The sequence below is a fragment of the Streptomyces griseoflavus genome (assembly GCF_014649995.1).
Taxonomy (GTDB): Bacteria; Actinomycetota; Actinomycetes; order Streptomycetales; family Streptomycetaceae; genus Streptomyces; species Streptomyces griseoflavus.
Map to the genome: position 1 here is coordinate 198,311 of NZ_BMUC01000013.1, position 24,712 is coordinate 223,022.

Sequence of the window (24,712 nt, forward strand, 5' to 3'; positions counted from 1 at the left end):
GCCGGTCAGTATGTCCGCGTGGACCATGTACTGTGCGGGCTCGCCGCGAACCCGGCTCTCCCCCTCGAACTGATCGACCGGCTGATCGCGGTCGCGGACGCGGACATCGCCGAGAGCCTCGCGGAGCGTGCGGATCTCCGTCCTGAGCAGGCCGTCGCGCTGGCCGCGCGCGTCGGGAAGGCCGCAGAACGGCTGGCCCGCAGGGGTCTGTTGACCGCCGCCGACATAGATCCGGTCCTCTTGCCGGATGCGGCGCTCGCCCTGCTCGGTGAGGGCAGGGGTCATGCAGAGTGGGCATGGCGCTTCGCCGCCGATCCGGACCCGGAGCGCCGGGAGAAGCTCGCTGCGTGCGCAGAACTCCCCGCTGCCCTCCAGGAGATGCTGGCGGCCGACACGGACGTGCGTGTGGTCTCGGAGCTCGCGCGGTGGACCACGGCGGACGTGGCCGCCCGGCTCGCGGGGCATCGGCATGCCGAGGTCAGGCGCGCCGTGGCGGCCAACGAGTCGACACCGTCCCACGTACTGGCAGCGCTCGTCGCCGGCGAAGGGCTGCCCCCTGCCGAGCTGTGTCTGGTCTGCGACGGTACGGGGACGCCGTCGCGCCCCGGTGCCTCCTGCGCGGGCTCGCACGAGTCCACCGTCCGGGAGACGGCCGAGTCGGCTCTGGGGAACCCTGCCACTCCTGCCGAAGCCGTCGCCCGTTTCTCAGCCGACGCCTCGGTGGTGCCGCGTTTCGGGCTGGCGGCCCGCCCCGATCTGCCGCCGGAGGCAGCGGCTCGGCTCGCCAAGGACCCCGTACCCGGTGTGCGAGCCGAGCTCGCCGCGAACCTGGCGATCGATGAGGCGCTGATCCGTGTGCTGGCGGCCGATCCCTGTACCGACGTACGGCGTGGTGTCGCGCGGAACCCGCGTGTGCCCATCGACGTGCTCTCCGACCTGGCCGGTTCCGTGAAGATCGGTCCGACGCTCCTGCCGAGGATCGCGACCGCCTCTTCCCGCGAGGTCGGTGAACTGTCCAGGTCGTCGAATCCCGCCGTGCGCATGCTCCTGGCCGAACGGCGCGATCTGCCCGCCGCGATCCGTGACGGGCTCGCCAACGACCCTGACGCCAAGGTGGTCAAGTCCGTCGCGCCCCACCCGGGGCTGTCGGAGACGCGGCTGCGCACCATGGTCGTACGGCACGGGGCCCAGGTCGTCGCCAGGGTGGCAGCCAACCCGGACGCCTCTCCGGGGCTGTTGGAGGAACTGGCCGCGCACGATCCGCGGGTGCCGAAGGCATTGCGTGAGATCGCCCGTCACCGCAACGCTCGCCGTGCGGCCCTCCTCGCCTGTCTGACGGATGCGCGGGCACGCACGGTGGCCGCCGGGCATCCGTGCCTCCCGCCGTCGGTCGTCGTGGGGCTGCTCTCCGACGACGACTGGCAGGTCGTGGAAGCTGCCGCGGCCAATCCGTCGCTGCCGCGGACCGTGATGGCGGAGTCGGTGCCGGGGGCCGGAGTGGGCGGCTCGGTCACTTGATCAGGGCGTTGGCTCCGATGATGACCAGGCCGATGAACATGTCCCCGGTTCCGGCACGCAGTGATGCCGGCCAGCCGCGGCCCGCGCGGCGCGCCGTCCATGCTCCGCCGACCGCGAGCACCAGGGTGTTGAACAGCAGAGCGACGTTCACTGCGGCGCTCTCCCCCCACCAGGAGGGCACGGCGGTCAGCAGGAACACGACGGTGGGGACGGCCGCGGCGACGACGGGCCACTCCGCGAACATGGCGCGCAGTCCCACCCGCAGTCCGCTGTCGTCCGCCGACATCCGATGGGCGAGGACGTGGGCGTAGCCGTGGGCGGCCGCGGCGGCCACGGCGGTGAACAGCACCCACACCGCGTCCGATCCCGGGTCGGTCTGCTCGTCGGGGGAGTCGAGGGCGGCCGCCAGCGCGCTGGCGAGGACCAGGCCGTAGACGCCGCTGAGCAGGCGGGGTTCCGGCAGTCGCCCGGCCCCCGCGCGCGAGGCGGCCGGCTGCGGGTCGGGGACGGCGGGGTCGTGCATCGCTGCGGCCTCCGGGAGGGCGGGACGGGGCGGTACGGCACCACGCCGGGCGACCGGAGGTCCGGCCGCGTGCGTGAACCGTGCTCCTCACTCAACTTCTGTGACTCGCGGAGGCAACGCCCAACCCTGGGGTCTGCTCCATTCGCCTGACCTGCGGGAGGCCGTGCGGGTCGCGGTGCGGGGCGCCTCACGGAACAATGGAGCACCTGCCGACCGCCGGGTGGGACCGCGGGTGAGACGTGGTCTCGCGGCCGATGTCACAAGGGAGACGCCCATGTCCTCGAAGAGGCGCCGGAAGAAGAAGGCGCGGCGCAAGCACCCGTCGAACCACGGGAAGCGGCCGCAGTCCTGAGTGCCGGGTCCCGGATCCGCGGGTCCGGGACGGACGCGTGGCGCGCCCGTCGGCGGCGGTCATGCCGTCGGCGGGCGCGTGCCACTCGTGAGCCTGTGCGGGACATCGATGTGCGCAAGCCCGTGCCGGGAGTGAGGTCGGCCGGTTCCTCCGAACCGGCGATTCAGGGGGCGGTGAGGAAGGTCCTGATCTCCTCGACGACGCGTTCGGGGGCGTCTTCCATGAGGAAGTGACCGGCGTCGGGGACGGTGACCAGGGTCGCGTCGGGGAGGGCGTCGCTGAGCCGTTTCGCGTAGTGGAGGGGCTGCCACCGGTCCTTCTCGCCCCAGAGGATGCGGACGGGCATGGTCAGACGTTCCAGTCGGCCGCTGATCTCCTCCGTGTACTTCGCGTCGTAGTGGCGCACTTGGTGTTCGAAGAAGGAGACACGCCCCAGGGGGGACGAGTGGGGTTCCAGGTAGGCCCGCAGGACGCCGCCGGTCATGCGGGACTCGTCGGCGACGGTCATGGTGAGCTGTCGGGTCAGCAGGGCGTCGAACTCGTCCTGGGACATGCTCGTGAAGTCGTCCAGGTTCTCGTCGATGATCCGCCGCCAGGTCGGGGAGGGCCACGAGTCGTAGCTCACCGAGTCGATGAGCAGCAGCCGGCGCACGCGCTCGGGGTGGGCGACGGCGAAGCGCATGCCGATGGCTCCGCCGATGTCGTGGGCGACGATGTCGGCGCGGTCGATGTCCAGCGCGTCGAGGAGGTGTCCCAGGAGGACGGTCTGCGCGGCGACCGACGTGTCGCGGTTCACCGGGCGCTCGGAGAGGCCGTAGCCCAGCAGGTCGTAGGCGACGGCCCGGAAGCCGTCCGCCTCGATGTGCGGCAGGACGTCGCGCCATTCGTACGTGTGCGAGGGCGTGCCGTGAATGAAGATCACGGGCGGGCCCTCGCCCTGGTCCCGGTAGGCGAGGCGTACCCCGTCGACGACGAGGTGGCCGGTGAGGAGAGTCATGGGCGCTCCTTGGCGGTGGCGTTCGGCTCGGGAGGGACACGGTCGGGAGGCGCGGCAGCCCCCTCGCTATACTAGGTAGGCCAGTCTACCTAGACGAGTCGGGGTGTGGGATGGGTGAAGGGAAGCGGCCACCGGCCGCCGGAAGGCGACGGCCGGCCCGGGAGCGTGTCCTCGCCGCGGCGGCGCGGCGCTTCTACGCCGACGGGATCACCGCGACGGGCATCGACACGATCACCGCCGAGGCGGGCGTGGCGAAGATGAGCCTGTACAACAACTTCTCCTCCAAGGCCGATCTCGTCCTGTCCTACCTGGACGCCCGGCACCAGGAATGGCTGACGCGGTACCGGTCGCGGGTCGAACGGACCGACAGCCCCCGCGAGGGCGTGCTGGCCGTGTTCGACACCTACATCGACAGCGCCGAATCGGCCCGCGCGGAGGGCTTCCGTGGGTGCGGACTGCTGAACGCCGCCGCCGAGTTGCCCGTCGGGGACGAGGGGAGGGCACGGGTGCGCCGGCACAAGGAGGAGGTCGAGCGTCTGATCGCCGCGCACGTCGAGGCGCTGCTGCCCGGGCGTCCCGACGCCGCTCGGGGCACGGCGGAGCATCTGGCCTTCCTCCTGGAGGGCGCCATGGTGCGTGCCGGGCTGGAGGGTGACAGCGCTCGTCTGCGGCACGCCCGCCTCATGGCGGCCCGTCTGCTGGAGCAGTGCTGACGGAGCCGGTTCCCGCGCCGGCTCCGGTGGCCCGGTGTCGCACCAGGTCTCAGCGGACCGCGGTCGTCTCGACGGCCGTGTCGTCGTCGCCGTCCGGCACGGGGGCGGAGGCGCCCGGTCCGCGCAGCGCGAGGAAGGCGAACAGGGCGGCCATGACGGCGACGCCCGCCCACATGGCCTGCTGCCAGCCGTCGACGAAGGACTGCTGGGCGGCATGGATCAGCTCCGGCGCGTGGGTGCCACTGCCGGGTGCCGCCCCGACGGCGCCCGCGATCCCGCCCCGGGCGGCGTCCGCGGCATCGGCGGGCACGCCGTCGAGCCGGCCGTCGATGGAGTCGCGGTAGCCGGCCGACAGCAGCGCGCCGAGCAGGGCGACGCCGAGCGCGGTACCGAACTCGCGGGTGACGTCGTTGAGTGCGGAGGCGACGCCCTGCTTCTCGCTGGGCAGGGACGCGGTGATGGCCTCGGTGGAGGGGGTCATCGACAGGCCCATGCCGATCCCCATGGCGAGCATGCCGGGCAGGATCGTCGGGTAGCCGCCGTCCGCGGAGACGAGCAGGGCCATCAGCGCGAGACCGGCGGCGCCCAGCGCCACGCCCACCATCGTCGTCGGCCGGGAGCCGATGACCGCGGCCGTTCTGGGGGCCAGCCCGGACGCGAGCATCATCGTCACGGCCATGGGCATCAGGGCCAGCGTGGCCAGCAGCCCGGACCAGCCCAGCACCGCCTGGAGGAACGGGAACAGGACCACGGCGATGCCCGCCTGGACGCCGAAGACCACCAGCAGTGTGACCGAACCGTCGGCGAGGCCGCGCTCCCGGAACAGCCGCACGTCCAGGAGGGAGGCGTCACGACGGTGCAGTTCCCGGGCCACGAAGCCGACGGCGGCGGCCAGACCGCCGGCGAGCCCGGCCAGGGTCGCCGGAGCGGTCCAGCCGTTCTCCGGCCCCTCCTGGAGGGCGAAGATGAGGCCGACCACGGCGGCGGCGGAGACCAGCGCACCCACGGTGTCGAAGGAACGGGCGGGGTATGCGCGCGAGTCGGGGACCGACTTCAGTGTCATCGCCAGGGCCACGGCGACCAGGACCACGGGCAGGAGGAACAGCCACCGCCAGTCCGCGACATCGACCAGCAGGGCGGAGAGGAACATCCCCAGGATGCCGCCGCCCCCGGCGACAGCGGTCCACACGCCGATCGCCCTGCCGCGCCGCTCCGCGGGGAAGGTGGAGGTGATGACGGCCAACGTGATCGGCATGATCATGGCGGCACCGATGCCGCCGGCGACGCGCGCGATCAGCATCACCTCGGCGGTGGGGGCGAGCCCGGCCGCGACGCCGGCGACACCGAAGAGCGCCAGACCGGCGATCAGCATGGGCTTGCGGCCCAGCCGGTCACCGATCGCGCCGAGCGGCAGCAGCAGGGCCGCCAGGGTCAGGGTGTAGCTGTTGATGATCCACAGGACGGTGCCGTGCGACACGTCGAACTCGACGGCCAGGTGGGTCTGGGCAACGTTCAGCCCGGACACCGAGGCGATGACGGCCATCAGGGCCACCGACACCGCGGCCAGGACGGCGCGCAGCCGACGCGCGTCCGGTTGGTCTCCGTCGGGGGCGGGGGCCGGGAGTGCGGGCTGGTTCGTGCTCATGGGTTCTCCTGCGGAAGCGCGGACGTACGGGGATGGGGCCCGGGAACGGCCCGGCCGTGACCGGGGCCCGCGAGAGAACCTAGGCGCGGTTTGCCACATGGGCATACGATGTTGCGTATGACGCAAAGTGATGGGGAGCTGGACAGCCTCGTACGCAAACGCATCCGTGCTCTGCGGGTCGCACAGGGCTGGTCCCTGGAGGAACTGGCCACGCGCGCCAACGTCAGCCAGTCGACGCTCAGCCGGATCGAGAACGGGCAGCGGCGTCTCGCGCTGGATCAGCTGGTCACGCTCGCCCGTGCCCTCGACACGACGCTGGACCAGCTCGTGGAGACCGCCACGGACGACGTCGTCACCAGTCCGATGATCGACGCCGCCCACGGGCTGATGCGGTGGCCCGTGAAGGGCGACCCGGGCATGACCGTCGTACGCCAGCGCATGACCCAACCGCCGCCGGACAACCCGGCCCGCATGCGCGCCCACCCGGGCCGCGAATGGCTGGTCGTCCTGTCCGGGACCGCGATGCTCATGCTGGGGCACAAGCGCTTCCGCGTGGAGACGAACCAGGCCGCCGAGTTCCCCACCATGCTTCCGCACGCCATCGGCGCCGAGGGCGGCCCCTGCGAGATCCTCGGCATCTTCGACCGCGACGCCCGCCGCGGCCACCAGCGCGACGGCACCACGGGCACCGGCGGGTCCGCTCCCTGATCCGCCACCCCCGTGCCCCGGCCCCGGGGACGTGGGCCGGCGGGCGGCCGCGGCGAGGGCCCGGACGGCACCTCAGGCCAGAGCAGGCCGGGTCACGTCAGGTCCACCTCGGTGTGCAGGACGTGGTGGTCCGAGTACGGGCTGGGCCGTACCTGGTGGCCGAGGGGGGTGATGCCGCGCAGGAAGACGTAGTCGAACTTGCTCTGCCAGTCGGTGGTCGGCGCGCAGGTGCCGGACCGCGCGGGGCGGCACCGGGGGTCGGTGTCCTCGGCCAGCGCCCAGATCGGGGCGAGTTCGGGGGTGTCCGGCACGGCGTTGAAGTCGCCGAGCACGATGGCGCGTTCGTGCCGGGCCATCTCCGCGGCGAGTACGCCGGTCTGTTCCGCCCGTACCGATTCCTGCCGGCGCTGGGCGAGGTGGGTGTTGAAGACCCGGACGGGCCGGTCGTCCACGAGGGTGGTGACGGCCATGAAGCCGCGGTCCTCGGAGCCGCCGTCGGGGTACTCCACGTTCACGTGGTCGGTCATCGGCGCCGCGGAGAGGATCGCCTGGCCGTAGCCTCCCGGGTTCCACGGCACTCCCCCGCAGCGGCCCCAGTTCTGCAGCACCGTCCCGTACTCGACGTGGTAGTCCAGCCCGTAGAGGTTCTCCAGATGGTCCCGGACCCGCTCGACATCGCGCTCACACGCTTCCTGCAGTCCGACGACCTGGGGTGCCAGCTTGGCGATCTCCGCCGCCCGGTCGGCGTTGCTCTGCCCGCAGGGATTGCAGATGTTCCAGGTCATCACGCGGTTCGGCACGAAGTCGCGGGCGGTGCCGACGGGCATCGGCCCGGCGGACAGCGCACCGTTCGGCGCGCTCGGTCCGAGGAGCACCATGCAGGCCACGATCACCGCGCCCGCGAGCAACCGCGTGCCCCGTTCGAACACCATCGCCTCCCCCGCCGTGGGAAACCACGGTAACCGACGACTTCCCGCGTAAGGCGTCGGGGCCGGGGGGCCCGGTGGCTCCCGCCTGGTGGGTGACGTCCCGTCGGGACGCCACCCGCGATGCGGGCGGCCACCTTTTCAGGTGGCCGCCCGCATCGCCCACGGCCCGGAGGAGCCGTGGAAGCGCCCCGGAGGCCTGTGGCTCATTCCTTCAGCTCTGTTGCCGGCTCCCCTGCAGGGCCTGGTCCGTCATGTCCGTCACCTGCTCCGCCGGCGGAGCCTCGGCGTCGACATCGGTGCCGAAGTCCGAGAACTGCAGGACGGTGCTCATCTTCAGCTGCCGCGGTGCCGAACCGTCGCCGGGCTTCGCCGAGGCGGAAGCCGCGTCCTTGACGGTCATGTCGATCTGCTGCCGGCGCAGCCGCCCCTCCTCGTCGAGCCAGACCTGCATGGGCAGCGTGGAGCCGAACTGCTCGCGCATCCGGTCGCCGCCCGGCAGCTCGGCCACGTCCACCGAAACCCGGTAGTGCGTGGTGTTCACGCCGTCGATCTTCTCGGTGCCGACCTCGGTGACGTCCTTGTCGGTGATCGCCTTGGCGAAGGCCGCGGTCTGGGCCGGGTCGCCGAACTGCTGGTTGTCGACGCCCTGCTGAGCGGCGAACTTCTCCAGGTCGATCTTGATCCAGGGCTTGCCTTCCGGAGCCTTCCGGCCCGGCGCCTTCTGGTAGAGCACCTCGTCGACCACACGCTGTTCCAGACTCCGGCCCTCGGCCGTGATCGTCATGACGCTGTCGCCCTCGGCCAGATCGAGGACGCCCTTGCCCTCGGAGGTGATCGTCTTGCCCTCCGCGGCGAGCTGCGTCCGGACCGTCATCCGAGCCGACTCGGCTTCGGCGGTCTTGTCGTAGGCGGCCCGCACCGCCTTCGTGCTCTGCTCCTGGTCCTGGGCGCTGCCGCTCGCGGCCGACGACGCGCCGGCCTCGGCCTTCGGCTCGCTGTCTCCTCCACACCCTGTCAGGACGACGCTCCCCATGACGGCGGCGATCGTGATCGTGCCGGCCTTCGTCCCCCTGCGACGCATGCGCATCCCCAATCTCCTCAACGAGCCCTGCCCGATCGGCAGATGACTGTGATCGGTGATCCGGGTGCCCCGCAACGGCGGACCATCACCCCACCGGGCCGACGGAGAAATCGATTGCCGCCGGGCGAGCCGGTCGGATAGGAAACCCGCATGCTCAAGGGGAATCTGGTCGGGCTGAGGGCCCGGCACGAGGACGACATACCGGTTCTGCGGGCCGAGCTCTACGACGACGTGGTCAACGGCTCGCGGGCGGAAGCCAGGCCGTGGCGGCCGATCACGCCCGGCACGGACGATCCGCGGCTCGTGGTGGACGACGACGAGCAGGGGCGTGTGCCCTTCTCCGTGGTGGAGTTGGAGGGCGGAACGCTGGTCGGCACCGCGACGCTGTGGGGCATCGACACGCACAGCCGGGCCGCGCACATCGGGCTCGGGCTGCTGCCGGCGTCGCGCGGCAAGGGGTACGGCACGGACGTGGTCGCGGTGCTGTGCCATTACGGTTTCGTGGTGCGCGGCCTGCACCGGCTGCAGATCGAGACGCTGGCGGACAACACCGCGATGCTGCGGTCCGCGGAACGCAACGGATTCGTCCGCGAGGGCGTGCTGCGTTCGTCGGCCTGGGTGCTGGGTGAGTTCCTCGACGAGGTGCTCCTCGGACTCCTCGCCGAGGAGTGGAAGCCCGGCTCCCGGTAGGCGGTGACGTGTCGGGGCCGACGGCGCCGTCCGTGGCGGAGGTGCCGACGGCGCCATCGGCCCGCGAGGCCGCGTGACGGCCCGGCCGGGCGGGGGCGGCTCAGCGGGCGGCGAGCAGTTCCAGGGTGTCGATCACCCGGTTCGAGAAGCCCCACTCGTTGTCGTACCAGGCGACCACCTTGATGTGCCGGCCGTCCACGCGCGTGAGGTCCGCGTCGAAGATCGACGATGCCGGGTTGCCGGTGATGTCGGACGACACCAGCGGGTCCTCCGAGTACTCGAGCACTCCCGCGAGCGGCCCCCGTGCCGCGGTCCGGTAGGCCTCCAGCACCTCCTCGCGCGTCACGTCCCGCGTGACCGTGGTGTTGAGTTCGACGATCGAGCCCACGGGGACCGGCACACGGATCGAGTCACCCGACAGCTTGCCGTCGAGGCCCGGCAGCACCAGGCCGATGGCCTTGGCGGCGCCCGTGGTCGTCGGCACGATGTTGACGCCGGCGGCGCGGGCCCGGCGGGGGTCTCGGTGCGGGCCGTCCTGGAGGTTCTGCTCCTGGGTGTAGGCGTGCACCGTCGTCATGAAGCCGTGCTCGATGCCGGCGAGGCCGTCGAGCACCGCGGCCAGGGGCGCGAGGGCGTTCGTGGTGCACGAGGCGTTGGAGACGACCGTGTGCAGTTCCGGATCGTAGGCGTCGTTGTTCACGCCGTACGCCAGGGTGACGTCGGCGCCGTCCGACGGAGCGCCGACCAGGACCCGGGTGGCGCCCGCGTCGAGGTGGGCCCGGGCGTCCTTGGCGGAGGTGAAGCGGCCCGTGGCCTCCAGGACGATGTCCACGCCGAGTTCGGCCCACGGCAGCCGGGCCGGCTCGCGCTCGGCGAGGACGGTGATGCGGCGGCCGTCGACGACGAGGACGTTCCCGTCGACGGTGACCGGGCGGCCGAGTCGGCCCGCGGTCGTGTCGTAGGCGAGCAGTCGCGCCGAAGTGGCCGGGTCCGTCAGGTCGTTGACGGCCACGACCTCCAGGGAGCTGTCACGCTCGAGGAGCGCGCGCAGCACGTTGCGTCCGATGCGGCCGAATCCGTTGATGGCGATACGCGTCATGTGTGGTGTCCCTTCGTCCGCTGCCCAGCATCGCGCTCGGCAGGGAGTCGTGGCAGCGGCATGATCGCCACGGTTCGAAAGGATCGCGCCAGGTCGGGTCCGCGGCCTATTCGCCCCGGGCGAAGGTGCGCCGGTACTCGCTCGGAGTGGTGCCGAGGATCCGCTGGAAGTGCAGGCGCAGATTGGCCCCGGTGCCCAGGCCGACGCCGGCGGCGATCTGCTCGACGCCCAGTTGCGAGCGCTCCAGCAGCTCGCGGGCCGCGTCGACGCGGGCGCGCATCACCCACTGCATGGGCGTGTATCCGGTGTCCTCGGCGAAGCGACGCGAGAACGTGCGCGGTGAGACGGCCGCGTGTCCGGCGAGCACCTCGAGGGTGAGGGGTTCGCCCAGCCGGCGCAGCGCCCACTCGCGGGTGGCGGCGAACCGCTCCCCCAGTTGCTCGGGCACGCTGCGCGGCACGTACTGGGCCTGACCGCCACTGCGGTAGGGCGCCGCCACCAGGCGCCGGGCGGCGTGGTTGGACGCGGCCACTCCCAGGTCGCCGCGCAGGATGTGCAGGCACAGGTCGATGCCCGAGGCGGCGCCGGCCGAGGTCAGCACGCTTCCCTCGTCGACGAAGAGCACGTTCTCGTCCACGCGGACCGACGGGTGCTTGGCCGCCAGGGCCCGGGTGTAGTGCCAGTGGGTCGTGGCACGCCTGCCGTTCAGGAGGCCGGTGGCGGCCAGCGCGAAGGCGCCTGTGGAGATGGCCGCGAGCCGTGCGCCCCGGTGATGGGCCGCGAGCAGGGCCTCGACGACGGCCCGCGGAGGATCCTCGCGGTCCGGGAACCGGTAGCCGGGGACGAAGACGATGTCCGCCCACTCCAGGGCTTCGAGACCCTGGGCGACATGGTACGAGAGGCCGTCCCCGCCGGTGACCGGCCCCGGCGCCGCGCCGCACACCCGCACTTCGTACGGCATGCTCGCCCGGGTCGTGAACACCTGGGCGGGAATGCCGACGTCGAGTGGCTTGGCGCCTTCGGAGACGAGGACGGCGACGCGACGGAGGCGGGGAGCTGGCACAGGGGAAGCGTAGGCGAACCGCGGGCCGGGGGCCCTGGGCAGGGATCGCGGGACGGGTGGTGTGGGCCGGGACCACGGGAGGGGTGGCGGTCGCCGGGACACGCGGGACGGGTGGTGTGGGCCCGGGACCGCGGGACGGGGGGCGGTCGCCGGGATCACCCCTCGCGGGCGTCTTGCCGTATCGGCAAGTTCGCGTGCCGGACCGTGGAAGTCGGGGCAAGACTCGGTTTTCCGTTCCCGGCAGAAGGAGTCCTCGATGAGCACCACCGATGCGGTCACGTTCTGGGACGGCGTCCACGCGAACCGCCCGGCAGCCACCGATCCCCGGCCGAACACGCGGCTGACCGAAGTGGTCGGCGGCCTGACGCCCGGTGATGCGCTGGATCTCGGCTGCGGTGGGGGTGGTGACGCCCTGTGGCTCGCTCGCCGGGGCTGGCGGGTCACGGCCGTCGACGTCTCGTCCGTGGCGGTCGAGCGTCTCACCGGGCTCGCCGCCTCGCACGGCGTGGACGACCGGATCACCGCCCGGCGGCACGACCTGGGCGAGTCCTTCCCGGCCGGCCCGTTCGATCTCGTCAGCGCCCACTACCTGCACACTCCCCTCGACCTGGACAGGGCGCGTGTGCTGCGCTCGGCCGCGCACGGCCTGCGGCCGGGTGGACGCCTGCTGGTCGTCGACCACGGATCGACCGCTCCGTGGTCGTGGAACCAGGATCCCGGGGTCCGGTTCCCCTCCCCCCTGGAGGTCGCCGCCGACCTGGCACTGGCCCCGGACACCTGGACGGTCGAGCGGGCCGACGCGCCGCGCCGGACGGCGGCCGGGCCGGACGGACAGTCCGCCGAGGTGACCGACCACGTCCTGATCGTCCGCCGCACCGCCTGAACCGGATCCGTCCCACGAGGAGGCACCATGTCCGCCACTGCACGCCGCGGAAGCCGCAGGGACACGCCGCCACCGCGCACCGGCGGCGGTGAGGCCGAGGTCCTGCGCGGCTTCCTCGACTACCTCCGCGAGTCGATCTCCGCGAAGGTCGAGGGAGCCCCCGAACCACACGTCCGCACGGCCTCGGTGCCGTCGGGCACGAATCTGCTGGGACTGCTCCGTCACCTCACCTTCGTCGAGCGGGCGACGTTCCTCGGGGACCGGGTCACCGACTGGCAGAGCACCTTCCGGGCCCCGGCCGACGACAGCGTCGCCGATGTGGTCGCCCGCTACCGGGAGGCGGTGGCCCGGGCCGACGCCGTACTCGACACGTGCTCCGACCTCGCGGCGCCAGTGCCGCGCCCCCGGCCGAACAGCCCCGCGCCGAGCGTCCGTTGGGCGCTCACCCACATGATCGAGGAGACCGGACGCCACGCAGGTCACGCGGACGTGCTCAGGGAACTCATCGACGGAGCGACCGGACGCTGACCCCTTCTCGCGGACCGCGGTACGACGTCACGGTCACCGTCCACCGACGGTCCGGCGGAGTCGCGGCGCCGCGCGCGGACGGCACAACCGCGCCCTCGCACCCCACCCTTGACACGGTCACGCCCACCGCTTGTATGGTCTAGTCCAACAGAACTCGCCGCTCCGCTTGAGGAGTTGATCCTTCGCTGGCCCCCCGACCAGTTCCCCGCGAGGACGGCGAGCGCGCGCCACCTTCGCGCCTCCTGGCCCCACCCACGAGCGGTCGCCCCGCCGCGTGCGGTCTCCCCCATGCACCATCCGTGACCACACGCGCCCCGGGGACGATCCGATGTGAAGGAGTTCCTCCATGCGTACCAGCAAGAAGACCGCCGCGCTGATCGGCGCGGCTCTCGCCCCGGTGGTCGCCGTCGCTCTGCCCGCCTCGTCGGCGAGCGCGCACGGCTACATCTCCGACCCGCCCAGCCGCCAGGCCCAGTGCGCCGCCGGCACGGTGTCCTGCGGAGACATCACCTACGAGCCGCAGAGCGTGGAAGGGCCCAAGGGCCTGACCAGCTGCAGCGGCGGCAACAGCCGCTTCGCCGAACTGGACGACGACAGCAAGGGCTGGACGGTCACGCCGGTCGCCGCGAGCACGACGTTCTCCTGGCGGCTCACGGCACAGCACGCGACCAGCACCTGGGAGTACTACGCCGGCGGTCAGCGGATCGCGTCGTTCGACGACGGCGGCGCCAAGCCGGGTGCGGTCGTCAGCCACCAGGTCGACTTCGGCGGACTCACCGGGCACCAGAAGGTGCTCGCCGTCTGGAACGTGGCCGACACCACCAACGCGTTCTACGCCTGTATCGACGTCAACGTCGGCGGCTGACCACGGGACCGCGGCCGGCCCCGGGACCGGACGGCCCCGTTCCCGGGACCGCCGCACACCGTCCGCACACGGCCTCGCGACGACGGCGCCGGACCCGGCACTGCCCGCCCTCGGCGGCATCCCGCCACCGTCCGGAACGACGCGGCCGTCGCCCGGAAGACGGGACTGCGGCACGGGAACACCCGGAGCGGACCCGGCTCGATGACGCCGCACGACGCCATGGTCGACGGCACCCGGTTCGGTGACCATCCGCGCGATCAACGGCAGCCTGGAGTGCGACGGCGGCAATCCGGCACAGGTGCGAAGCCGGATCGACACCTACCGGCACTTCGCCGAGCTCCTCGGTGTGGAGCCCGGCGGCAACCTCGGCTGCTGAGCGCCGTCCGGCTGCCCGGCCCGCCCGGGCAGCCGGACACCGCGTGGACGACAGGAACCACCGCCGGTTCCGTACCCTTGCGGCATGCGCATGCGCCCCACTCTCAGCTGGACCCCGGCCGGTGACCTGCCGCCGGGTACCACGGACCTGACGCCGGTCGCCGACGCGCTGGTGGCCGGTGGTGTGCTGGTGCTCAGCGGGGCGGGCATCTCCACGGAGTCCGGCATCCCCGACTACCGGGGGGAGGGTGGGAGCCTGAGCCGGCACACCCCGATGACCTACCAGGACTTCACCGGCAGCCCTCAGGCGCGCCGCCGGTACTGGGCGCGCAGCCATCTCGGCTGGCGCACCTTCGGCCGGGCCCGCCCGAACGCCGGACACCGGGCCGTGTCCGCGTTCGGGCGGCAGGGACTGCTGTCGGGAGTGATCACGCAGAACGTCGACGGGCTGCACCGGGCCGCCGGCAGCGAGGGCGTGGTGGAACTCCACGGCGGCCTGGACCGGGTCGTCTGCCTGACCTGCGGGGCCTTGAGCCCTCGGGCGGTGCTGGCGGCGCGGCTGGAGGAGGCCAACGCGGGCTTCGCCCCGGTGGCCGCCGGGATCAATCCCGACGGTGACGCCGACCTCACCGACGAGCAGGTCGGCGACTTCCAGGTGGTGCCCTGCACGGTGTGCGGCGGCGTCCTCAAACCGGACGTGGTCTTCTTCGGCGAGAACGTGCCGCCGCAGCGGGTCGAGCACTGCCGCTCGCTGGTCCGCGCGGCGAACTCACTGCTGGTCCTCGGCTCGTCGCTGACGGTGATGTCCGGGCTGCGGTTCGTCCGCCAGGCCGCCGAGGCCGGCAAGCCGGTCCTGATCATCAACCGCGATCCCACCCGTGGCGACCGGCACGCCCGCACGCGGATCGCGCTCCCTCTCGGTGCCGCGCTCACCGCGGTGGCCGACCGGCTGGGCGTTCCCGTCGAGGGCGGGGCGGCGGCCTGAGGAGAACCGGCTTCCGGGAGCACCCGGCCGGCCTCGGCACGCCACCGCCGCCCCGGCGGTCCCGTACGGTGCGGTCACCCGGCGGTGGCCAGGCGGCGTCGGAGCTCCTCCTCCGTCACGTCCTCCAGGTGGGTCAGGAAGACCCACATGTGGCCCTGTGGGTCCTTGAGGACGACGGTGCGGTCGCCGTGGAACATGTCCGTCGGCGGCTGGAGGATCTCCGCCCCGGCGGCCTCCGCCCGCTTCGCCAGGCCGTCCACGTCGGGCACGAAGACGTGCAGCGCGACGGACGTGCCCCCGCCGAGGGAGGCCGGTGCGGCGAAGGAGCCGGCCTCCGCCTCCTCGACACTGGCGTCCCCCAGCATCAGCGCCGACCGGCCGATGGTGATCTCGGCGTGCAGGATCCCGCCGCCCGGGGCGTCGATCCGGAAGTCCTCACGCGCGCCGAACGCGCGCCGGTAGAAGTCGATCGCCGCCGCGGCGTCGTCGACCATGATGTGCGGGATCACGGCATGGCGGTACCGCTCGGGAATCCCGGTGTGAGCTGTGCGCTCGCCCATGACGAACCTCCTCGCGAGGGCACCGCGGGTCGGTTCCCTCCGTCCGTCACGAACGTAGGAGCTCAAGTCCGGTTCAGGTCAAGCCGGGTCGCGCCGCGGTCCCGGGGAGGTCAGCCGAGCAGCACCCAGAGCAGCATGAGGAAGAGGAGGCCGAAGACGAGAAGGGCGGGTGCTCCGAGGATCAGGGCGACGATTCCCCACCGGGTCCGCCCCGCGGAAGCTTCCGTCTCCGCCGTCCGTGTCGTCCCGTCCTGCGTCGCGCTCATGTGCCCACTCCCGTCCTCGGCTTCCGGTACGCAGCGATTCTGCCAGTCGATGACCGGCCGGGCCTGGTGAACTGCGGTGCCGCCGACCGACCTTGACGTCACCGGGGCCGAACACCCCAGGCAACGCTGGGGCGTTGGTAGGCCGTCGGTCAGCCGAGGTCGAAGGCCCGGCGTGCGCGTTCGATCTCGGGCATGTGGGCGGCGGCCCATTGCAGGAGCACTTCGACCGGCGGCCGCATGGTCTTGCCCAGGGGGGTGATCCGGTACTCGACGGCGACGGGGCGGGAGCTGAGCAGCACGCGCTCGACGATGCCGTTGCGTTCGAGCCGGCGCAGCGTCGCGGTCAGCGACTTCTGGGTCACGGCGGGAACGGCGCGGCGCAGGTCGTTGAAACGGCAGGGCCGTTCGCAGAGTTCGTTGAGAACGCTCAGCGACCACTTGTCCAGCACCTGGTCGAGAAGCTCCCGGTGGGGGTGAGCGATCTCGAAGCGGCCCTCGTGGCCGTGCGGGGTATCCGGCACGATACTTGGTCTCCTTGAAGTGTCCTTCGTGTACCAGGTAGCAAAGGTATACCTGTTCACCGCACACGAGGAGACCTCGATGTCCGTCCGTCGTTTCACCCCCGAGGGCATGCTGCGCCCCACGCCCTACGAGCACGTCGCCGTCGGCACCGGTACGCGTCACGTGCATGTCAGCGGCCAGGTCGCCCGCTCGGCGGACGGGTCCCCCGTCGCCCCGGGCGACCTCGCCGGGCAGGTCGCCCACGCCCTGCGGAACACCGCGACGGGCCTGGCGGGAGCGGGCGCGTCGTTCGACGACGTGCTGCGGCTGACGTTCTACGTCACCGACTGGGCGCCCGAGAAGATGGGCGCGTTCATGGCGGGCGTCGAACAGGTCGCGGGAGAGATCGGGCTGACGGTGCCGCTCCCTCCGTCGTCGCTGATCGGGGTGGACCACCTCTTCGAGCCCGATGTCCTGGTCGAGGTGGAGGCGACCGCCATCCTCGACTGAGTCCGGCACCGGCCACCGCCCGGCTTTGCCTTCTCTTTACAACCCGGGCGGTGGCTGCCTCGTCTCTCCGCACGATCCATGAACCAGCCCGCCGGGTCACCGTGCGGGCGGACCGAGAAGAGAGCGATCCATGCGCCGAACTGTTCTGAGCGCCGCGGCACTTGCCTGTACCGCTGTGCTGGCGAGCGCCGTGCCCGCCTTCGCCGACGACCCCTCCCCCGTTCCCGACACGGCGGTGTCCCCCAGCGCCTCGCCGGTCCCCGTCGCCGAGACGGAACCGACCCCGGTCCCCGCCGAGAGCGGCGAACCGGCCCCGGCGGAGGACACCGGCGGGGTCACCGTCGTGCCCAGCGGCGCGCCCGACACCGGCGCCGCCCCGGCGGAGGAGTCCGCGGGCGACGGCCTCCTCGTCGGCGGCGGTGCCGCCGCGGTGCTGGCCGCCGGCGGCGCGGCCGTCTTCCTGGTACGCCGGCGGGCGACCGGGGAATGAGTCCGCTCTCCAGGCGTGTCTTCGCCGTCGGGGCCGCGGCGGCCCTCCTCGCCGGCTGCGGCGGCGGACACCGGGCCCGGCCCTCCGCGACCGGACACCCCCGGGAGCCGGCTTCGGCCGCGCTCCCGTCCGCGGCACCGGCGCGGGTCCTCGGGCGTTCGGTGCCGGTCCGGCTCCGGATCCCCGTCATCGGGGTCGACACCCCGGTGATGCAGCTGGGGCTGGCCCCGGACCGCAGTGTCGAGGTGCCACCGCTCACGGCCGACGACCGGGCCGGCTGGTACCGGCACTCGCCGACGCCCGGCCAGCGGGGGCCGTCGGTGCTGCTGGGGCACGTCACGGTCGGCGTCCACGGGGACGGCGTCTTCCGTCACCTCGCGCGGCTGCGCCGGGGCGACCGGATCACGGCACGCCTGGAGAACGGTACGGCGGCGGCGTTCACCGTCGATTCGGTCCGCACGGTCGCCAAGGCCGACTTCCCGACGGAGGCGGTCTACGGCGACGTCGACCGGCCGGAGCTGCGGCTCATCACCTGCGGCGGCCCGCGCGAGGGGGACGAGTACCGCGACAACGTGATCGTGTTCGCCACGCTGAGCGCCACGACGTCCTGACCCGCCGCCGGGATCCCGGGCCGGCGCACCGTGCGCCGGCCCGGGGTCCCTTCCGCGAGCGGTACCGCGACACCGGTACCACCACGACCATGGAGAACCTTGAAACGGTCCCGCGAGCAGGCAGCGTCCGAGCTGTTCGCCGCCCTCTATCCGCGCCTCGCCGGCTGGTGCCGTCGGCTGGTCGACGACGACGAGACGGCCCACGAGATCGCCTCGGAGGCGTTCACCCGGCTGTGGTCGCGGTGGACCGCCGTGGCGGAACCCCGGGGCTTCCTCTACGTCACCGCGGCCAACCTCGTCCGGGACCACTGGCGCAAGGTCGAGCGGGAGCGCAGGGCCGTGCACCGGGCCGGCACCGAAGCCGCCGTCCGGCCGCACACCGAGGAGTCCGACCCGTCGGTGCGCCTGCTGGTGCAGTCCCTGCCGGAACGGCTGCGCGTGCCGATCCTGCTGCACTACTACGCTGACATGCCGGTCCGGGAGGTGTCCGCCGTGACCGGACGCAAGGAAGGAACCGTCAAGGCCGATCTCCACGCGGCCCGGGAACTGCTCCGTGCCCACCTGAGGAGAAGTCTTGATCACACACTCTGACGAAGGTCCGGAGTTCGCACCCGACGATCCCCTCGCCGTCGTCCTGCGGCCCACCTCCGACTACCTCGGCCCGCCCGCCGGGCGGTTCGAGGCGATCCGTCGCGGGGCGGCTCGGCGCAGGCGGTTGCGTGCCGTTGCCGGTGTCGGGCTGGCATGCGCCGTCGCCGCGCTCGTCGCCCTGCCGCTGCGGGACGCGGCGGACGCCGGCCGGCCCGTCTCCCCCACGGTGCCGCTGGCCCCGCCCCCGGTGCGCGAGTCGCCCTCCCCGGCGCCCAGTGCGCCGGTGTCACCGGAGCCCGCCGAGTCGCCGCCCGGCAGGCCGGCCGCGACGGACGGCCCCGGCGTGACGCCCAGCAGCCGGGTCGTCCCCACTCCGGCGACGACGGTGACGGACTCGCCGTAACCGCCGCGCGGGAGAACCGGGAAGCCCGTCCCTGTCCAGGAAGAAGTCCGCCTCCGTCCCCGCGGGTCGCGGGGACGGAGGCGGACTTGCGGGGCGGCGCCCAGGGGAGGTCAGGCGCCGGGCAGAACCCCGCTGCGGGCGACCCCGGAGTACCAGCGTGCGCTGGCCTTGGGGATGCGGGTTCCGGTCGGGTAGTCCACGTAGACCGCGCCGAAGCGCTTGCTGTAGCCGTGGGCCCACTCGAAGTTGTCCAGCAGCGACCACAGGAAGTAGCCGCGCACGTCCGAGCCGTCCACGATGGCCTGGTGGACCGCGGCCAGGTGACCCCGTACGTACGCGATGCGGCCGGGGTCGTTGACGTTCCCGGAGGGGTCGGCGTAGTCGTCGAACGCCGCGCCGTTCTCGGTGATGACCAGCGGCAGCCGCGGGAAGTCGGCGGACAGCCGGCGCAGCAGGTCGTACAGACCGCTGGGGTCGACGGCCCAGCCCATGGCGGTGGTGTCACCGGGCGGCTGGTGGAAGGCGACCTCGTCGGCGCCGGGCCAGGGGCTGTGGGAGCTGTTGCCGTGACCGTCGGAGGTGTGGGTGCCGCTGCCGTCGGCCTCGGAAACGACGGTGGGGGTGTAGTAGTTGACGCCGAGGAAGTCCAGCGGCTGGTGGATGAGCTGGAGGTCGCCGTCGCGGACGAAGGACCAGTCGGTCAGTTCCGCGGTGTCCTTGAGCAGGTCCTCCGGGTAGGCGCCCTGCAGCATGGGGCCGGTGAAGACCCGGTTGGCGAGCGCGTCGATCCGGCGGGCGGCGTCCGCGTCCGCGTCGCTGCCGGTGAGCGGCCGTACGTGGTGGATGTTGAGGGTGACCGAGCACTGGGCGGCGGCCGGGAGGCGGTCGCGCAGCGCCCGCACGGCCAGCCCGTGGGCGAGGTTGAGGTGGTGGGCGGCGCGCAGGGCGGCGACCGGGTCGGTGCGGCCGGGTGCGTGGACACCGGAGCCGTAGCCGAGGAAGGCGCTGCACCAGGGCTCGTTCAGGGTGGTCCAGGTCTTCACCCGGTCGCCGAGGGCGTCCGCGGCGAGGGCCGCGTACTCGGCGAACCGCTCGGCCGTGACCCGCTCGGGCCAGCCTCCGGCGTCCTCCAGTTCCTGGGGCAGGTCCCAGTGGTAGAGGGTGGCGACGGGCTGGATCCCCTTGTCCAGCAGGTCGTCGACGAGACGCCGGTAGAAGTCCAGGCCCTTCTGGACGGCCGGGCCGCGGCCGGTGGGCTGGATCCGGGGCCAGGCGAGGGAGAACCGGTAGGCGTCCAGGCCCAGTTCGGCCATGAGGGCGACGTCCTCGCGCCAGCGGTGGTAGTGGTCGGTGGCCGTGTCGCCGGTGTCGCCGTTGCGGACCCGGCCGGGTGTACGGGCGTAGGTGTCCCAGATGGACGGCGTACGGCCGTCCTCGGCGGCCGCCCCCTCGATCTGGTAGGAGGCGGTTGCCGAGCCCCAGAGGAAGCCCTTGGGGAAGGTACGGGCGGCGTCCGGGGCGGACGCGGTCTGCTGCGCTGCGGTGACCACGTAAGTCCTTTCGGGGGGAGGGGGGAAGGAGTGGGCAGGCGGGTCGTGGGTGGGTGGCGGGTCAGCCCTTGACGGCGCCGGCCATGATGCCGCTGACGATCTGGCGGCCGAAGACGATGAACATCGCCAGCAGCGGCAGGGTGCCGAGCAGCGCGCCCGCCATGATCAGCGACTGGTCGCGGACGTAACCGGCGCTCAGCTGGGTCAGGGCGACGGGAACCGTCGGGTTGGTCATGTCGAGCACCACGAACGGCCAGAAGAAGTCGTTCCACGCGTGCACGAACGTGATCATGAACAGGACCGCCATGGCGGGCCGGGCGACGGGCAGCACGATGCTCCAGAAGATGCGCAGCGAGTGTGCTCCGTCCACGCGCCCCGCCTCGACGAGTTCGTCCGGCAGCGCCTCGGAGAGGTACTGCCGCATGAAGAACACGCCGACCGCGCTCACCAGTGTGGGGAAGATGACGGCGGGCAGCTGCTGCGACCAGCCGAGCTCCGACATCATCATGAACAGGGGGACGACGCCGAGCTGGGGCGGCACCATCATCGTGCCGATCACCAGCATCAGCAGGACGTTGCGGCCCTTGAACCGCAGTTTGGCGAAGGCGAAACCGGCCAGCGTCGCGAACATCACCGTGGACAGGGCGATCACCCCGGCCACGATCAGGCTGTTGATCATGGCTTTGCCCATGGCCGCCTCGTCCCAGGCGCGGGCGAGGTTGCTGAAGAGGTTCGGCCCGGGCAGGAAGGGCGGCGGTGTCTGGCTGACCCGTGTGTTGTCGGTGGAGGCGGCCACCATCGTCCAGTACAGCGGGAAGATGGACAGCACCGCCATGATGACGAGCAGGACGTAGGCGAGGGGGCCGGCGTGGTGCTGGCGCCCGGCGCGCTCGCGCAGCAGCCGGCGGCCGCCGCGGCGGGCCGGCTTCTCGTCGGGGGTCCGGGCCGGGGCGTCCGTCCGGGCCGGGAGGCTGTGGATGGTCATGACGACTCCAGGTCAGGACGTACGGGAACGCAGGCGCTTGATCAGGCGCTGCGCCACGAAGGCGAGGACGAGCAGCATGAACATCGCCCAGGCGACCGTCGCCGAGCGGCCCATCTGGTAGTTCTTCCAGCCCTCCTCGTACAGCAGCAGGCCCAGCGTCTGGTACTGGTTGTCGGCGCCGCCCGTGATGCCGTTCGGGCCCTGGCCGAAGATCAGCGGTTCGCCGAAGAGCTGGGTGGCGCCGATCGTGGAGAGCACGATGGTGAAGACGATGGTGGAACGGATGCCCGGGACGGTGACGTGGGTGAACTGCTTCCAGCGGGAGGCGCCGTCGAGGGAGGCCGCCTCGTACCGGTCGGCGGGGATGGCCTGCATGGCGGCCAGGTAGAGCAGCGCGTTGTAGCCGGTCCAGCGCCAGATGACGATGGTCGAGATCGCCAGCTGGGCGGGCCACTTGTCGGCCTCCCAGTTCACCGGGTCGATGCCGAGCCCGCCCAGCGCCCAGTTGATCATGCCGAAGTCACGCTCGAAGATCATGGTGAAGACGAGGGCCGCGGCGGCGACCGAGGTGGCGTAGGGCACCAGCGAGGCCACGCGGAAGAACAGCGAGGCACGCATGCGGTAGTTGAGCAGGTGCGCCAGGCCGAGCGCCATCAGCAGCTGCGGCACCGTGGAGATGACGCCGATGGTGATGGTGTTGACCAGCGCGTTCCAGAAGCGTGAATCGCCCCAGAGTTCGACGTAGTTGTCGAACGCCACCCACTCCATGACGTCGAGGGTGGCCAGTTCCACGTCGTGCAGGGAGATCCACGAGGTGTAGACGAGGGGGTAGAAGCTGAACGCGGCGAAGACGATGAAGAACGGCGCGACGAACGCGAACGGCGCGCCCTTGACGTCCAGTCGGTGCAGCAGCGCACTGCGCCGCCGGGCGGTTCCCGGGCCGCCTGCGGGGCTCGGCCCGGCCGGCGGCTCCTCGCCCGCCGGGGCCTTGGTGGTGGAGGTGGCCACCGGACTTCCTTCCTGAGAGCGGATGTGTGGACCGGGTCCCGGGCCCGCCGGCGCCATGCCGGCGGGCCCGGGACCGTCGCGGGGAGGTCCGGTCAGCCGACCGCCTTCTTGATGCGCTCCATGGTGGTGTCCCACGCCTTGTCACGCGCGGTCCCCTGCTCGACCAGGGCCAGGCCCTGGGAGAAGGTGTCCTTGATGGTGCCGTCCTTGCGGCCGAGGACCTGCTTGTCCGGGATCTCCTGCGCGGCCGCGCCGAAGATCTGGCCGATCGGGGCGTCGCTGAAGTACTCCGACTTGGCGTTCTTCACCCCGTCGCTCTCCAGTGCCTTCTGCGAGGACGGGATGTTGCCGATCTCCGTGAAGATGTGGGCCTGCTGCTCGGGCGCGGTCAGCCAGGCGACGAGCTTCTGCGCCTCCTCCTTCACCGGGCTCTTCTCGACCACGCTGAGGAACGCCCCGCCCCAGTTGGCGCCCTTGGGTGCCCTGGCGACGTCCCACTTGCCCTTGTTGGCCGCACCGGCCTTCTCGCTGATGTGGCTGAGCATCCAGGCCGGGCACACGGCGGTCGCGAACGTGCCGTTGGCCAGACCGGGGTCCCAACCCGGCTGGAACTGGCGCAGCTTCGCGGTCAGTCCTTCCTCACCGGCGTCGGCGGACAGGGCCCAGGCGTCCTTCACGACCGGGTTCGAGTCGTGGATCAGGTCGCCCTTCTCGTTGTAGTACTGCTCGGAGTGGCCGTAGACCATGGCGTTGAACAGGCCGCTGGCCGAGTCCATGAACGCCACGTCGCCGCCCTTGAAGTCCTTCTTGAAGGTGCGGCCGACCTCGACGTACTTGTTCCAGTCGCCCGCCCACAGCTTGCCGACCTCCTCCCGGTCGGTCGGCAGGCCGGCCTTCTCGAAGTAGTCCTTGCGGTAACAGACCGCCATCGGGCCGATGTCGGTGCCCAGGCCCAGCACCTTGCCGTCCGCGGTGCTGATCTGGGACTGCTTCCAGGGCAGGAAGTGGTCGGTGCCCGCGGTTCCGGCAAAGTCGGCGAACTTGTCGGACTGGGTCTCGGTGATCTCCTTGGCCCGGCCGATCTCTATGCCCTGGATGTCCTTCAGGCCGTTGCCGGCGGCGAGCCTGGTCTGCAGCGCGGTGTAGTACGTCTGCTCGTCACCGGCGATCTCGGCCTTGATGTCGACATCGGGGTTCTCCTTCTCGTACTTCTCCAGGAGTCCCGTTTCCTTGATGCCCATAACGCCGAACAGGCCCATCGTGATGGTGACCTTGCCGTCCTTCTTGCCACCACCGGTGACCGAGTCACCCCCGCCGCTGCAACCGACGACGAGTGCCAGCGCACCGGCGGCGGCGACTGCGGCCACCGCTTTCGTGCGCAACGAACCGAGAGTTCCCATGGACGTCCTCCTAGCGACGGCGCTGACACATCGGAATGGCGAGTTCTGCGATGACTACAGCGGCTCTGACCGAAGTGGGAACGTGCCCAACTCGGGGTGGGCACGTTCCCATCGCGGTTCGAAGACTCCTGGCACCGGGGCCGATCTGTCAATAACTTGAAAGCAACTTGTAGCGGAGGGCCGGGCCCCGCGTTCACCTCCCGGACCCCGGCGGGTGCTCCACCGGGGTCCGGGTCTGCAAGAATTGCCGCAGGTCACCTCCGCGGCAGGCGTCGCCGCCGCGGCCGCCGAGGGGGAGCACATGAGCAACAACCGCCGTCCCACGATCAAGACGGTCGCCGCCCGCGCCGGCGTGGGCCGCACCACGGTCTCCCGCGTCGTGAACGGCTCGGACCTGGTCAGTGCCGACGCACGGGCCAGGGTGCTGGCGGCGATCAAGGAACTCAACTACGTCCCCAACTCGGTCGCCCGCGGTCTGGTGACCAACCGCACCAACGCCGTCGCCCTGGTGATCCCGGAGTCGGAGAGCCGGCTCGGCTCGGAACCCTTCTTCGCCGCGCTGATCCGCGGCGTCAGCGGCGCCCTCGCCGAGAGTCGCACCCAGTTGCAGCTCATGCTCGTGCGCGACCAGGCCGAGCGGGACCAGCTCACCGAGTCGGTGGCGACGCGCCGTGTCGACGGCGTCCTCCTGGTCTCCGTCCACGCCGAGGACCGACTGCCCGGCATGCTGGAGGAGATGGGTCTGCCCACCGTGCTCGCCGGCCGCCGCGACGCGGGTGAGCAGCTGAGCTACGTCAACTCCGACAACGCCGGCGGGGCCACCGAGGCCGTCCGGCATCTGCTGGGCAGCGGCAGGAAGCGGATCGCCACGATCACCGGCCCC

29 protein-coding genes and 1 pseudogene are annotated in these 24,712 nt (G+C 72.0%); 16 read left to right on the plus strand and 14 right to left on the minus strand.

All coding sequences use genetic code 11. The annotated features are described in order from the left end of the window. Positions 1 to 18 precede the first annotated feature (18 nt). The gene (locus IE172_RS25590; protein ID WP_190099650.1) at positions 19 to 1,518 is read left to right on the plus strand and encodes a hypothetical protein; all 1,500 of its coding nucleotides are present in this window, start codon (positions 19 to 21) and stop codon (positions 1,516 to 1,518) included. Here the strand turns inward: IE172_RS25590 and IE172_RS25595 are convergent. Continuing rightward, the gene (locus IE172_RS25595) at positions 1,511 to 2,041 is read right to left on the minus strand and encodes a hypothetical protein (RefSeq protein WP_190099651.1); all 531 of its coding nucleotides are present in this window, start codon (positions 2,039 to 2,041) and stop codon (positions 1,511 to 1,513) included. The two genes, IE172_RS25590 and IE172_RS25595, sit on opposite strands and share 8 nt — an antisense overlap. Positions 2,042 to 2,315: 274 nt before the next feature. Between IE172_RS25595 and IE172_RS35580 the strand changes: the two genes are divergently transcribed. After that, positions 2,316 to 2,393, plus strand: coding sequence for a 50S ribosomal protein bL37 (locus IE172_RS35580; RefSeq protein ID WP_466429642.1), 78 nt, complete (start codon positions 2,316 to 2,318; stop codon positions 2,391 to 2,393). Between the two features lie 163 nt (positions 2,394 to 2,556). On the opposite strand, the gene IE172_RS25600 is transcribed toward IE172_RS35580, so the two are convergent. Next, positions 2,557 to 3,390: an alpha/beta fold hydrolase gene (locus IE172_RS25600; protein WP_190099652.1), complete on the minus strand. Its 834-nt coding sequence runs from the start codon at positions 3,388 to 3,390 to the stop codon at positions 2,557 to 2,559. 110 nt (positions 3,391 to 3,500) lie between these two features. Between IE172_RS25600 and IE172_RS25605 the strand changes: the two genes are divergently transcribed. Next, positions 3,501 to 4,103: a TetR/AcrR family transcriptional regulator gene (locus IE172_RS25605; RefSeq protein WP_190099653.1), complete on the plus strand. Its 603-nt coding sequence runs from the start codon at positions 3,501 to 3,503 to the stop codon at positions 4,101 to 4,103. 49 nt (positions 4,104 to 4,152) lie between these two features. Here IE172_RS25605 and IE172_RS25610 read toward each other — a convergent pair whose 3' ends face one another. Further along, complete coding sequence (locus IE172_RS25610) at positions 4,153 to 5,748, minus strand: MFS transporter (RefSeq protein ID WP_190099654.1); 1,596 nt, start codon at positions 5,746 to 5,748, stop codon at positions 4,153 to 4,155. Positions 5,749 to 5,856: 108 nt separating this feature from the next. Here IE172_RS25610 and IE172_RS25615 point away from each other — a divergent pair, with 108 nt between their 5' ends. Next, positions 5,857 to 6,456 (plus strand): helix-turn-helix domain-containing protein, encoded by a 600-nt coding sequence (locus IE172_RS25615; RefSeq protein WP_190099655.1) that lies wholly within the window; start codon positions 5,857 to 5,859, stop codon positions 6,454 to 6,456. Positions 6,457 to 6,548: 92 nt separating this feature from the next. On the opposite strand, the gene IE172_RS25620 is transcribed toward IE172_RS25615, so the two are convergent. Together IE172_RS25620 and IE172_RS25625 are read right to left on the minus strand one after the other, a co-directional pair. After that, a complete protein-coding gene (locus IE172_RS25620; RefSeq protein ID WP_190099656.1) occupies positions 6,549 to 7,388 on the minus strand; it encodes an endonuclease/exonuclease/phosphatase family protein in 840 nt (279 codons plus the stop codon). 208 nt (positions 7,389 to 7,596) lie between these two features. Further along, on the minus strand, positions 7,597 to 8,472 hold the full coding sequence (locus tag IE172_RS25625; RefSeq protein WP_229886381.1) for an SCO4651 family lipoprotein: 876 nt from the start codon (positions 8,470 to 8,472) through the stop codon (positions 7,597 to 7,599). A gap of 144 nt (positions 8,473 to 8,616) precedes the next feature. Here IE172_RS25625 and IE172_RS25630 point away from each other — a divergent pair, with 144 nt between their 5' ends. Further along, positions 8,617 to 9,156, plus strand: coding sequence for a GNAT family N-acetyltransferase (locus IE172_RS25630; protein ID WP_190099657.1), 540 nt, complete (start codon positions 8,617 to 8,619; stop codon positions 9,154 to 9,156). A 100-nt stretch (positions 9,157 to 9,256) separates the two neighbouring features. Here IE172_RS25630 and gap read toward each other — a convergent pair whose 3' ends face one another. Both gap and IE172_RS25640 read right to left on the minus strand, forming a co-directional pair. Then, on the minus strand, positions 9,257 to 10,255 hold the full coding sequence (gap, locus tag IE172_RS25635; protein ID WP_190099658.1) for a type I glyceraldehyde-3-phosphate dehydrogenase: 999 nt from the start codon (positions 10,253 to 10,255) through the stop codon (positions 9,257 to 9,259). 106 nt (positions 10,256 to 10,361) lie between these two features. Beyond that, positions 10,362 to 11,318 (minus strand): GlxA family transcriptional regulator, encoded by a 957-nt coding sequence (locus IE172_RS25640; RefSeq protein WP_190099659.1) that lies wholly within the window; start codon positions 11,316 to 11,318, stop codon positions 10,362 to 10,364. 256 nt (positions 11,319 to 11,574) lie between these two features. Between IE172_RS25640 and IE172_RS25645 the strand changes: the two genes are divergently transcribed. The 5 genes and pseudogenes from IE172_RS25645 to IE172_RS25665 all read left to right on the plus strand — a co-directional run bounded on the left by IE172_RS25645 (position 11,575) and on the right by IE172_RS25665 (position 14,954). Then, entirely contained in the window at positions 11,575 to 12,201 is a 627-nt protein-coding gene (locus IE172_RS25645; RefSeq protein ID WP_190099660.1) for an SAM-dependent methyltransferase, read from the plus strand. A 27-nt stretch (positions 12,202 to 12,228) separates the two neighbouring features. After that, positions 12,229 to 12,729 (plus strand): DinB family protein, encoded by a 501-nt coding sequence (locus tag IE172_RS25650; protein ID WP_190099661.1) that lies wholly within the window; start codon positions 12,229 to 12,231, stop codon positions 12,727 to 12,729. A 346-nt stretch (positions 12,730 to 13,075) separates the two neighbouring features. Next, on the plus strand, positions 13,076 to 13,594 hold the full coding sequence (locus IE172_RS25655; RefSeq protein WP_190099662.1) for a lytic polysaccharide monooxygenase auxiliary activity family 9 protein: 519 nt from the start codon (positions 13,076 to 13,078) through the stop codon (positions 13,592 to 13,594). Positions 13,595 to 13,711: 117 nt separating this feature from the next. Then, positions 13,712 to 13,970, plus strand: a pseudogene (locus IE172_RS25660) (chitinase); the annotation flags it as partial. 84 nt (positions 13,971 to 14,054) lie between these two features. Then, positions 14,055 to 14,954 carry an NAD-dependent protein deacetylase gene (locus IE172_RS25665; protein WP_190099663.1) on the plus strand — a complete coding sequence of 300 codons (900 nt, stop codon included), beginning with the start codon at positions 14,055 to 14,057 and terminating at the stop codon, positions 14,952 to 14,954. A 74-nt stretch (positions 14,955 to 15,028) separates the two neighbouring features. Here the strand turns inward: IE172_RS25665 and IE172_RS25670 are convergent, their stop codons facing one another. The 3 genes from IE172_RS25670 to IE172_RS25680 all read right to left on the minus strand — a co-directional run bounded on the left by IE172_RS25670 (position 15,029) and on the right by IE172_RS25680 (position 16,301). Beyond that, the gene (locus tag IE172_RS25670) at positions 15,029 to 15,514 is read right to left on the minus strand and encodes a VOC family protein (RefSeq protein WP_190099664.1); all 486 of its coding nucleotides are present in this window, start codon (positions 15,512 to 15,514) and stop codon (positions 15,029 to 15,031) included. 110 nt (positions 15,515 to 15,624) lie between these two features. Continuing rightward, on the minus strand, positions 15,625 to 15,780 hold the full coding sequence (locus IE172_RS25675) for a hypothetical protein (RefSeq protein ID WP_190099665.1): 156 nt from the start codon (positions 15,778 to 15,780) through the stop codon (positions 15,625 to 15,627). A 149-nt stretch (positions 15,781 to 15,929) separates the two neighbouring features. After that, the gene (locus tag IE172_RS25680; protein ID WP_190099666.1) at positions 15,930 to 16,301 is read right to left on the minus strand and encodes a winged helix-turn-helix transcriptional regulator; all 372 of its coding nucleotides are present in this window, start codon (positions 16,299 to 16,301) and stop codon (positions 15,930 to 15,932) included. Positions 16,302 to 16,380: 79 nt separating this feature from the next. Here IE172_RS25680 and IE172_RS25685 point away from each other — a divergent pair, with 79 nt between their 5' ends. The 5 genes from IE172_RS25685 (at position 16,381) to IE172_RS25705 (ending at position 18,886) form a co-directional block, all read left to right on the plus strand. Then, entirely contained in the window at positions 16,381 to 16,791 is a 411-nt protein-coding gene (locus IE172_RS25685) for a RidA family protein (protein ID WP_190099667.1), read from the plus strand. A gap of 130 nt (positions 16,792 to 16,921) precedes the next feature. Then, entirely contained in the window at positions 16,922 to 17,281 is a 360-nt protein-coding gene (locus IE172_RS25690; protein WP_190099668.1) for a hypothetical protein, read from the plus strand. Next, positions 17,278 to 17,892, plus strand: a complete 615-nt coding sequence (locus IE172_RS25695; protein ID WP_190099669.1) for a class F sortase — start codon at positions 17,278 to 17,280, stop codon at positions 17,890 to 17,892. Before IE172_RS25690 ends, IE172_RS25695 begins: the two co-directional genes overlap by 4 nt. 99 nt (positions 17,893 to 17,991) lie before the next feature. Then, positions 17,992 to 18,483, plus strand: coding sequence for an RNA polymerase sigma factor (locus IE172_RS25700; protein WP_190099670.1), 492 nt, complete (start codon positions 17,992 to 17,994; stop codon positions 18,481 to 18,483). Continuing rightward, positions 18,467 to 18,886 carry a superantigen-like protein SSL4 gene (locus IE172_RS25705; protein WP_190099671.1) on the plus strand — a complete coding sequence of 140 codons (420 nt, stop codon included), beginning with the start codon at positions 18,467 to 18,469 and terminating at the stop codon, positions 18,884 to 18,886. The genes IE172_RS25700 and IE172_RS25705 overlap by 17 nt, the downstream gene beginning before the upstream one ends. A gap of 110 nt (positions 18,887 to 18,996) precedes the next feature. Here the strand turns inward: IE172_RS25705 and IE172_RS25710 are convergent, their stop codons facing one another. The 4 genes from IE172_RS25710 to IE172_RS25725 form a co-directional block, all read right to left on the minus strand. Next, the gene (locus tag IE172_RS25710; protein WP_190099672.1) at positions 18,997 to 20,436 is read right to left on the minus strand and encodes a GH1 family beta-glucosidase; all 1,440 of its coding nucleotides are present in this window, start codon (positions 20,434 to 20,436) and stop codon (positions 18,997 to 18,999) included. 61 nt (positions 20,437 to 20,497) lie between these two features. Then, on the minus strand, positions 20,498 to 21,421 hold the full coding sequence (locus tag IE172_RS25715; protein ID WP_190099673.1) for a carbohydrate ABC transporter permease: 924 nt from the start codon (positions 21,419 to 21,421) through the stop codon (positions 20,498 to 20,500). Positions 21,422 to 21,433: 12 nt separating this feature from the next. Further along, a complete protein-coding gene (locus IE172_RS25720) occupies positions 21,434 to 22,429 on the minus strand; it encodes a carbohydrate ABC transporter permease (protein WP_190099674.1) in 996 nt (331 codons plus the stop codon). 92 nt (positions 22,430 to 22,521) lie between these two features. Next, positions 22,522 to 23,829 carry an ABC transporter substrate-binding protein gene (locus IE172_RS25725; protein ID WP_190099675.1) on the minus strand — a complete coding sequence of 436 codons (1,308 nt, stop codon included), beginning with the start codon at positions 23,827 to 23,829 and terminating at the stop codon, positions 22,522 to 22,524. Positions 23,830 to 24,130: 301 nt separating this feature from the next. Between IE172_RS25725 and IE172_RS25730 the strand changes: the two genes are divergently transcribed. Beyond that, the coding region (locus IE172_RS25730) for a LacI family DNA-binding transcriptional regulator (protein ID WP_190099676.1) at positions 24,131 to 24,712 on the plus strand (582 nt) is incomplete at its 3' end.

Bases quoted from the DNA above. Each gene is read 5' to 3' on its own strand.
- IE172_RS25695 (WP_190099669.1), top strand. From the start codon at position 17,278: ATGAGTCCGCTCTCCAGGCGTGTCTTCGCCGTCGGGGCCGCGGCGGCC.
- IE172_RS35580 (WP_466429642.1), top strand. From the start codon at position 2,316: ATGTCCTCGAAGAGGCGCCGGAAGAAGAAGGCGCGGCGCAAGCACCCG.
- IE172_RS25625 (WP_229886381.1), bottom strand. From the start codon at position 8,472: ATGCGCATGCGTCGCAGGGGGACGAAGGCCGGCACGATCACGATCGCC.
- IE172_RS25610 (WP_190099654.1), bottom strand. From the start codon at position 5,748: ATGAGCACGAACCAGCCCGCACTCCCGGCCCCCGCCCCCGACGGAGAC.
- IE172_RS25670 (WP_190099664.1), bottom strand. From the start codon at position 15,514: ATGGGCGAGCGCACAGCTCACACCGGGATTCCCGAGCGGTACCGCCAT.
- gap (WP_190099658.1), bottom strand. From the start codon at position 10,255: ATGACGCGTATCGCCATCAACGGATTCGGCCGCATCGGACGCAACGTG.
- IE172_RS25690 (WP_190099668.1), top strand. From the start codon at position 16,922: ATGCGCCGAACTGTTCTGAGCGCCGCGGCACTTGCCTGTACCGCTGTG.
- IE172_RS25615 (WP_190099655.1), top strand. From the start codon at position 5,857: ATGTTGCGTATGACGCAAAGTGATGGGGAGCTGGACAGCCTCGTACGC.
- IE172_RS25605 (WP_190099653.1), top strand. From the start codon at position 3,501: ATGGGTGAAGGGAAGCGGCCACCGGCCGCCGGAAGGCGACGGCCGGCC.
- IE172_RS25650 (WP_190099661.1), top strand. From the start codon at position 12,229: ATGTCCGCCACTGCACGCCGCGGAAGCCGCAGGGACACGCCGCCACCG.
- IE172_RS25725 (WP_190099675.1), bottom strand. From the start codon at position 23,829: ATGGGAACTCTCGGTTCGTTGCGCACGAAAGCGGTGGCCGCAGTCGCC.
- IE172_RS25600 (WP_190099652.1), bottom strand. From the start codon at position 3,390: ATGACTCTCCTCACCGGCCACCTCGTCGTCGACGGGGTACGCCTCGCC.
- IE172_RS25715 (WP_190099673.1), bottom strand. From the start codon at position 21,421: ATGACCATCCACAGCCTCCCGGCCCGGACGGACGCCCCGGCCCGGACC.
- IE172_RS25685 (WP_190099667.1), top strand. From the start codon at position 16,381: ATGTCCGTCCGTCGTTTCACCCCCGAGGGCATGCTGCGCCCCACGCCC.
- IE172_RS25630 (WP_190099657.1), top strand. From the start codon at position 8,617: ATGCTCAAGGGGAATCTGGTCGGGCTGAGGGCCCGGCACGAGGACGAC.
- IE172_RS25665 (WP_190099663.1), top strand. From the start codon at position 14,055: ATGCGCATGCGCCCCACTCTCAGCTGGACCCCGGCCGGTGACCTGCCG.
- IE172_RS25645 (WP_190099660.1), top strand. From the start codon at position 11,575: ATGAGCACCACCGATGCGGTCACGTTCTGGGACGGCGTCCACGCGAAC.
- IE172_RS25655 (WP_190099662.1), top strand. From the start codon at position 13,076: ATGCGTACCAGCAAGAAGACCGCCGCGCTGATCGGCGCGGCTCTCGCC.
- IE172_RS25620 (WP_190099656.1), bottom strand. From the start codon at position 7,388: ATGGTGTTCGAACGGGGCACGCGGTTGCTCGCGGGCGCGGTGATCGTG.
- IE172_RS25675 (WP_190099665.1), bottom strand. From the start codon at position 15,780: ATGAGCGCGACGCAGGACGGGACGACACGGACGGCGGAGACGGAAGCT.
- IE172_RS25595 (WP_190099651.1), bottom strand. From the start codon at position 2,041: ATGCACGACCCCGCCGTCCCCGACCCGCAGCCGGCCGCCTCGCGCGCG.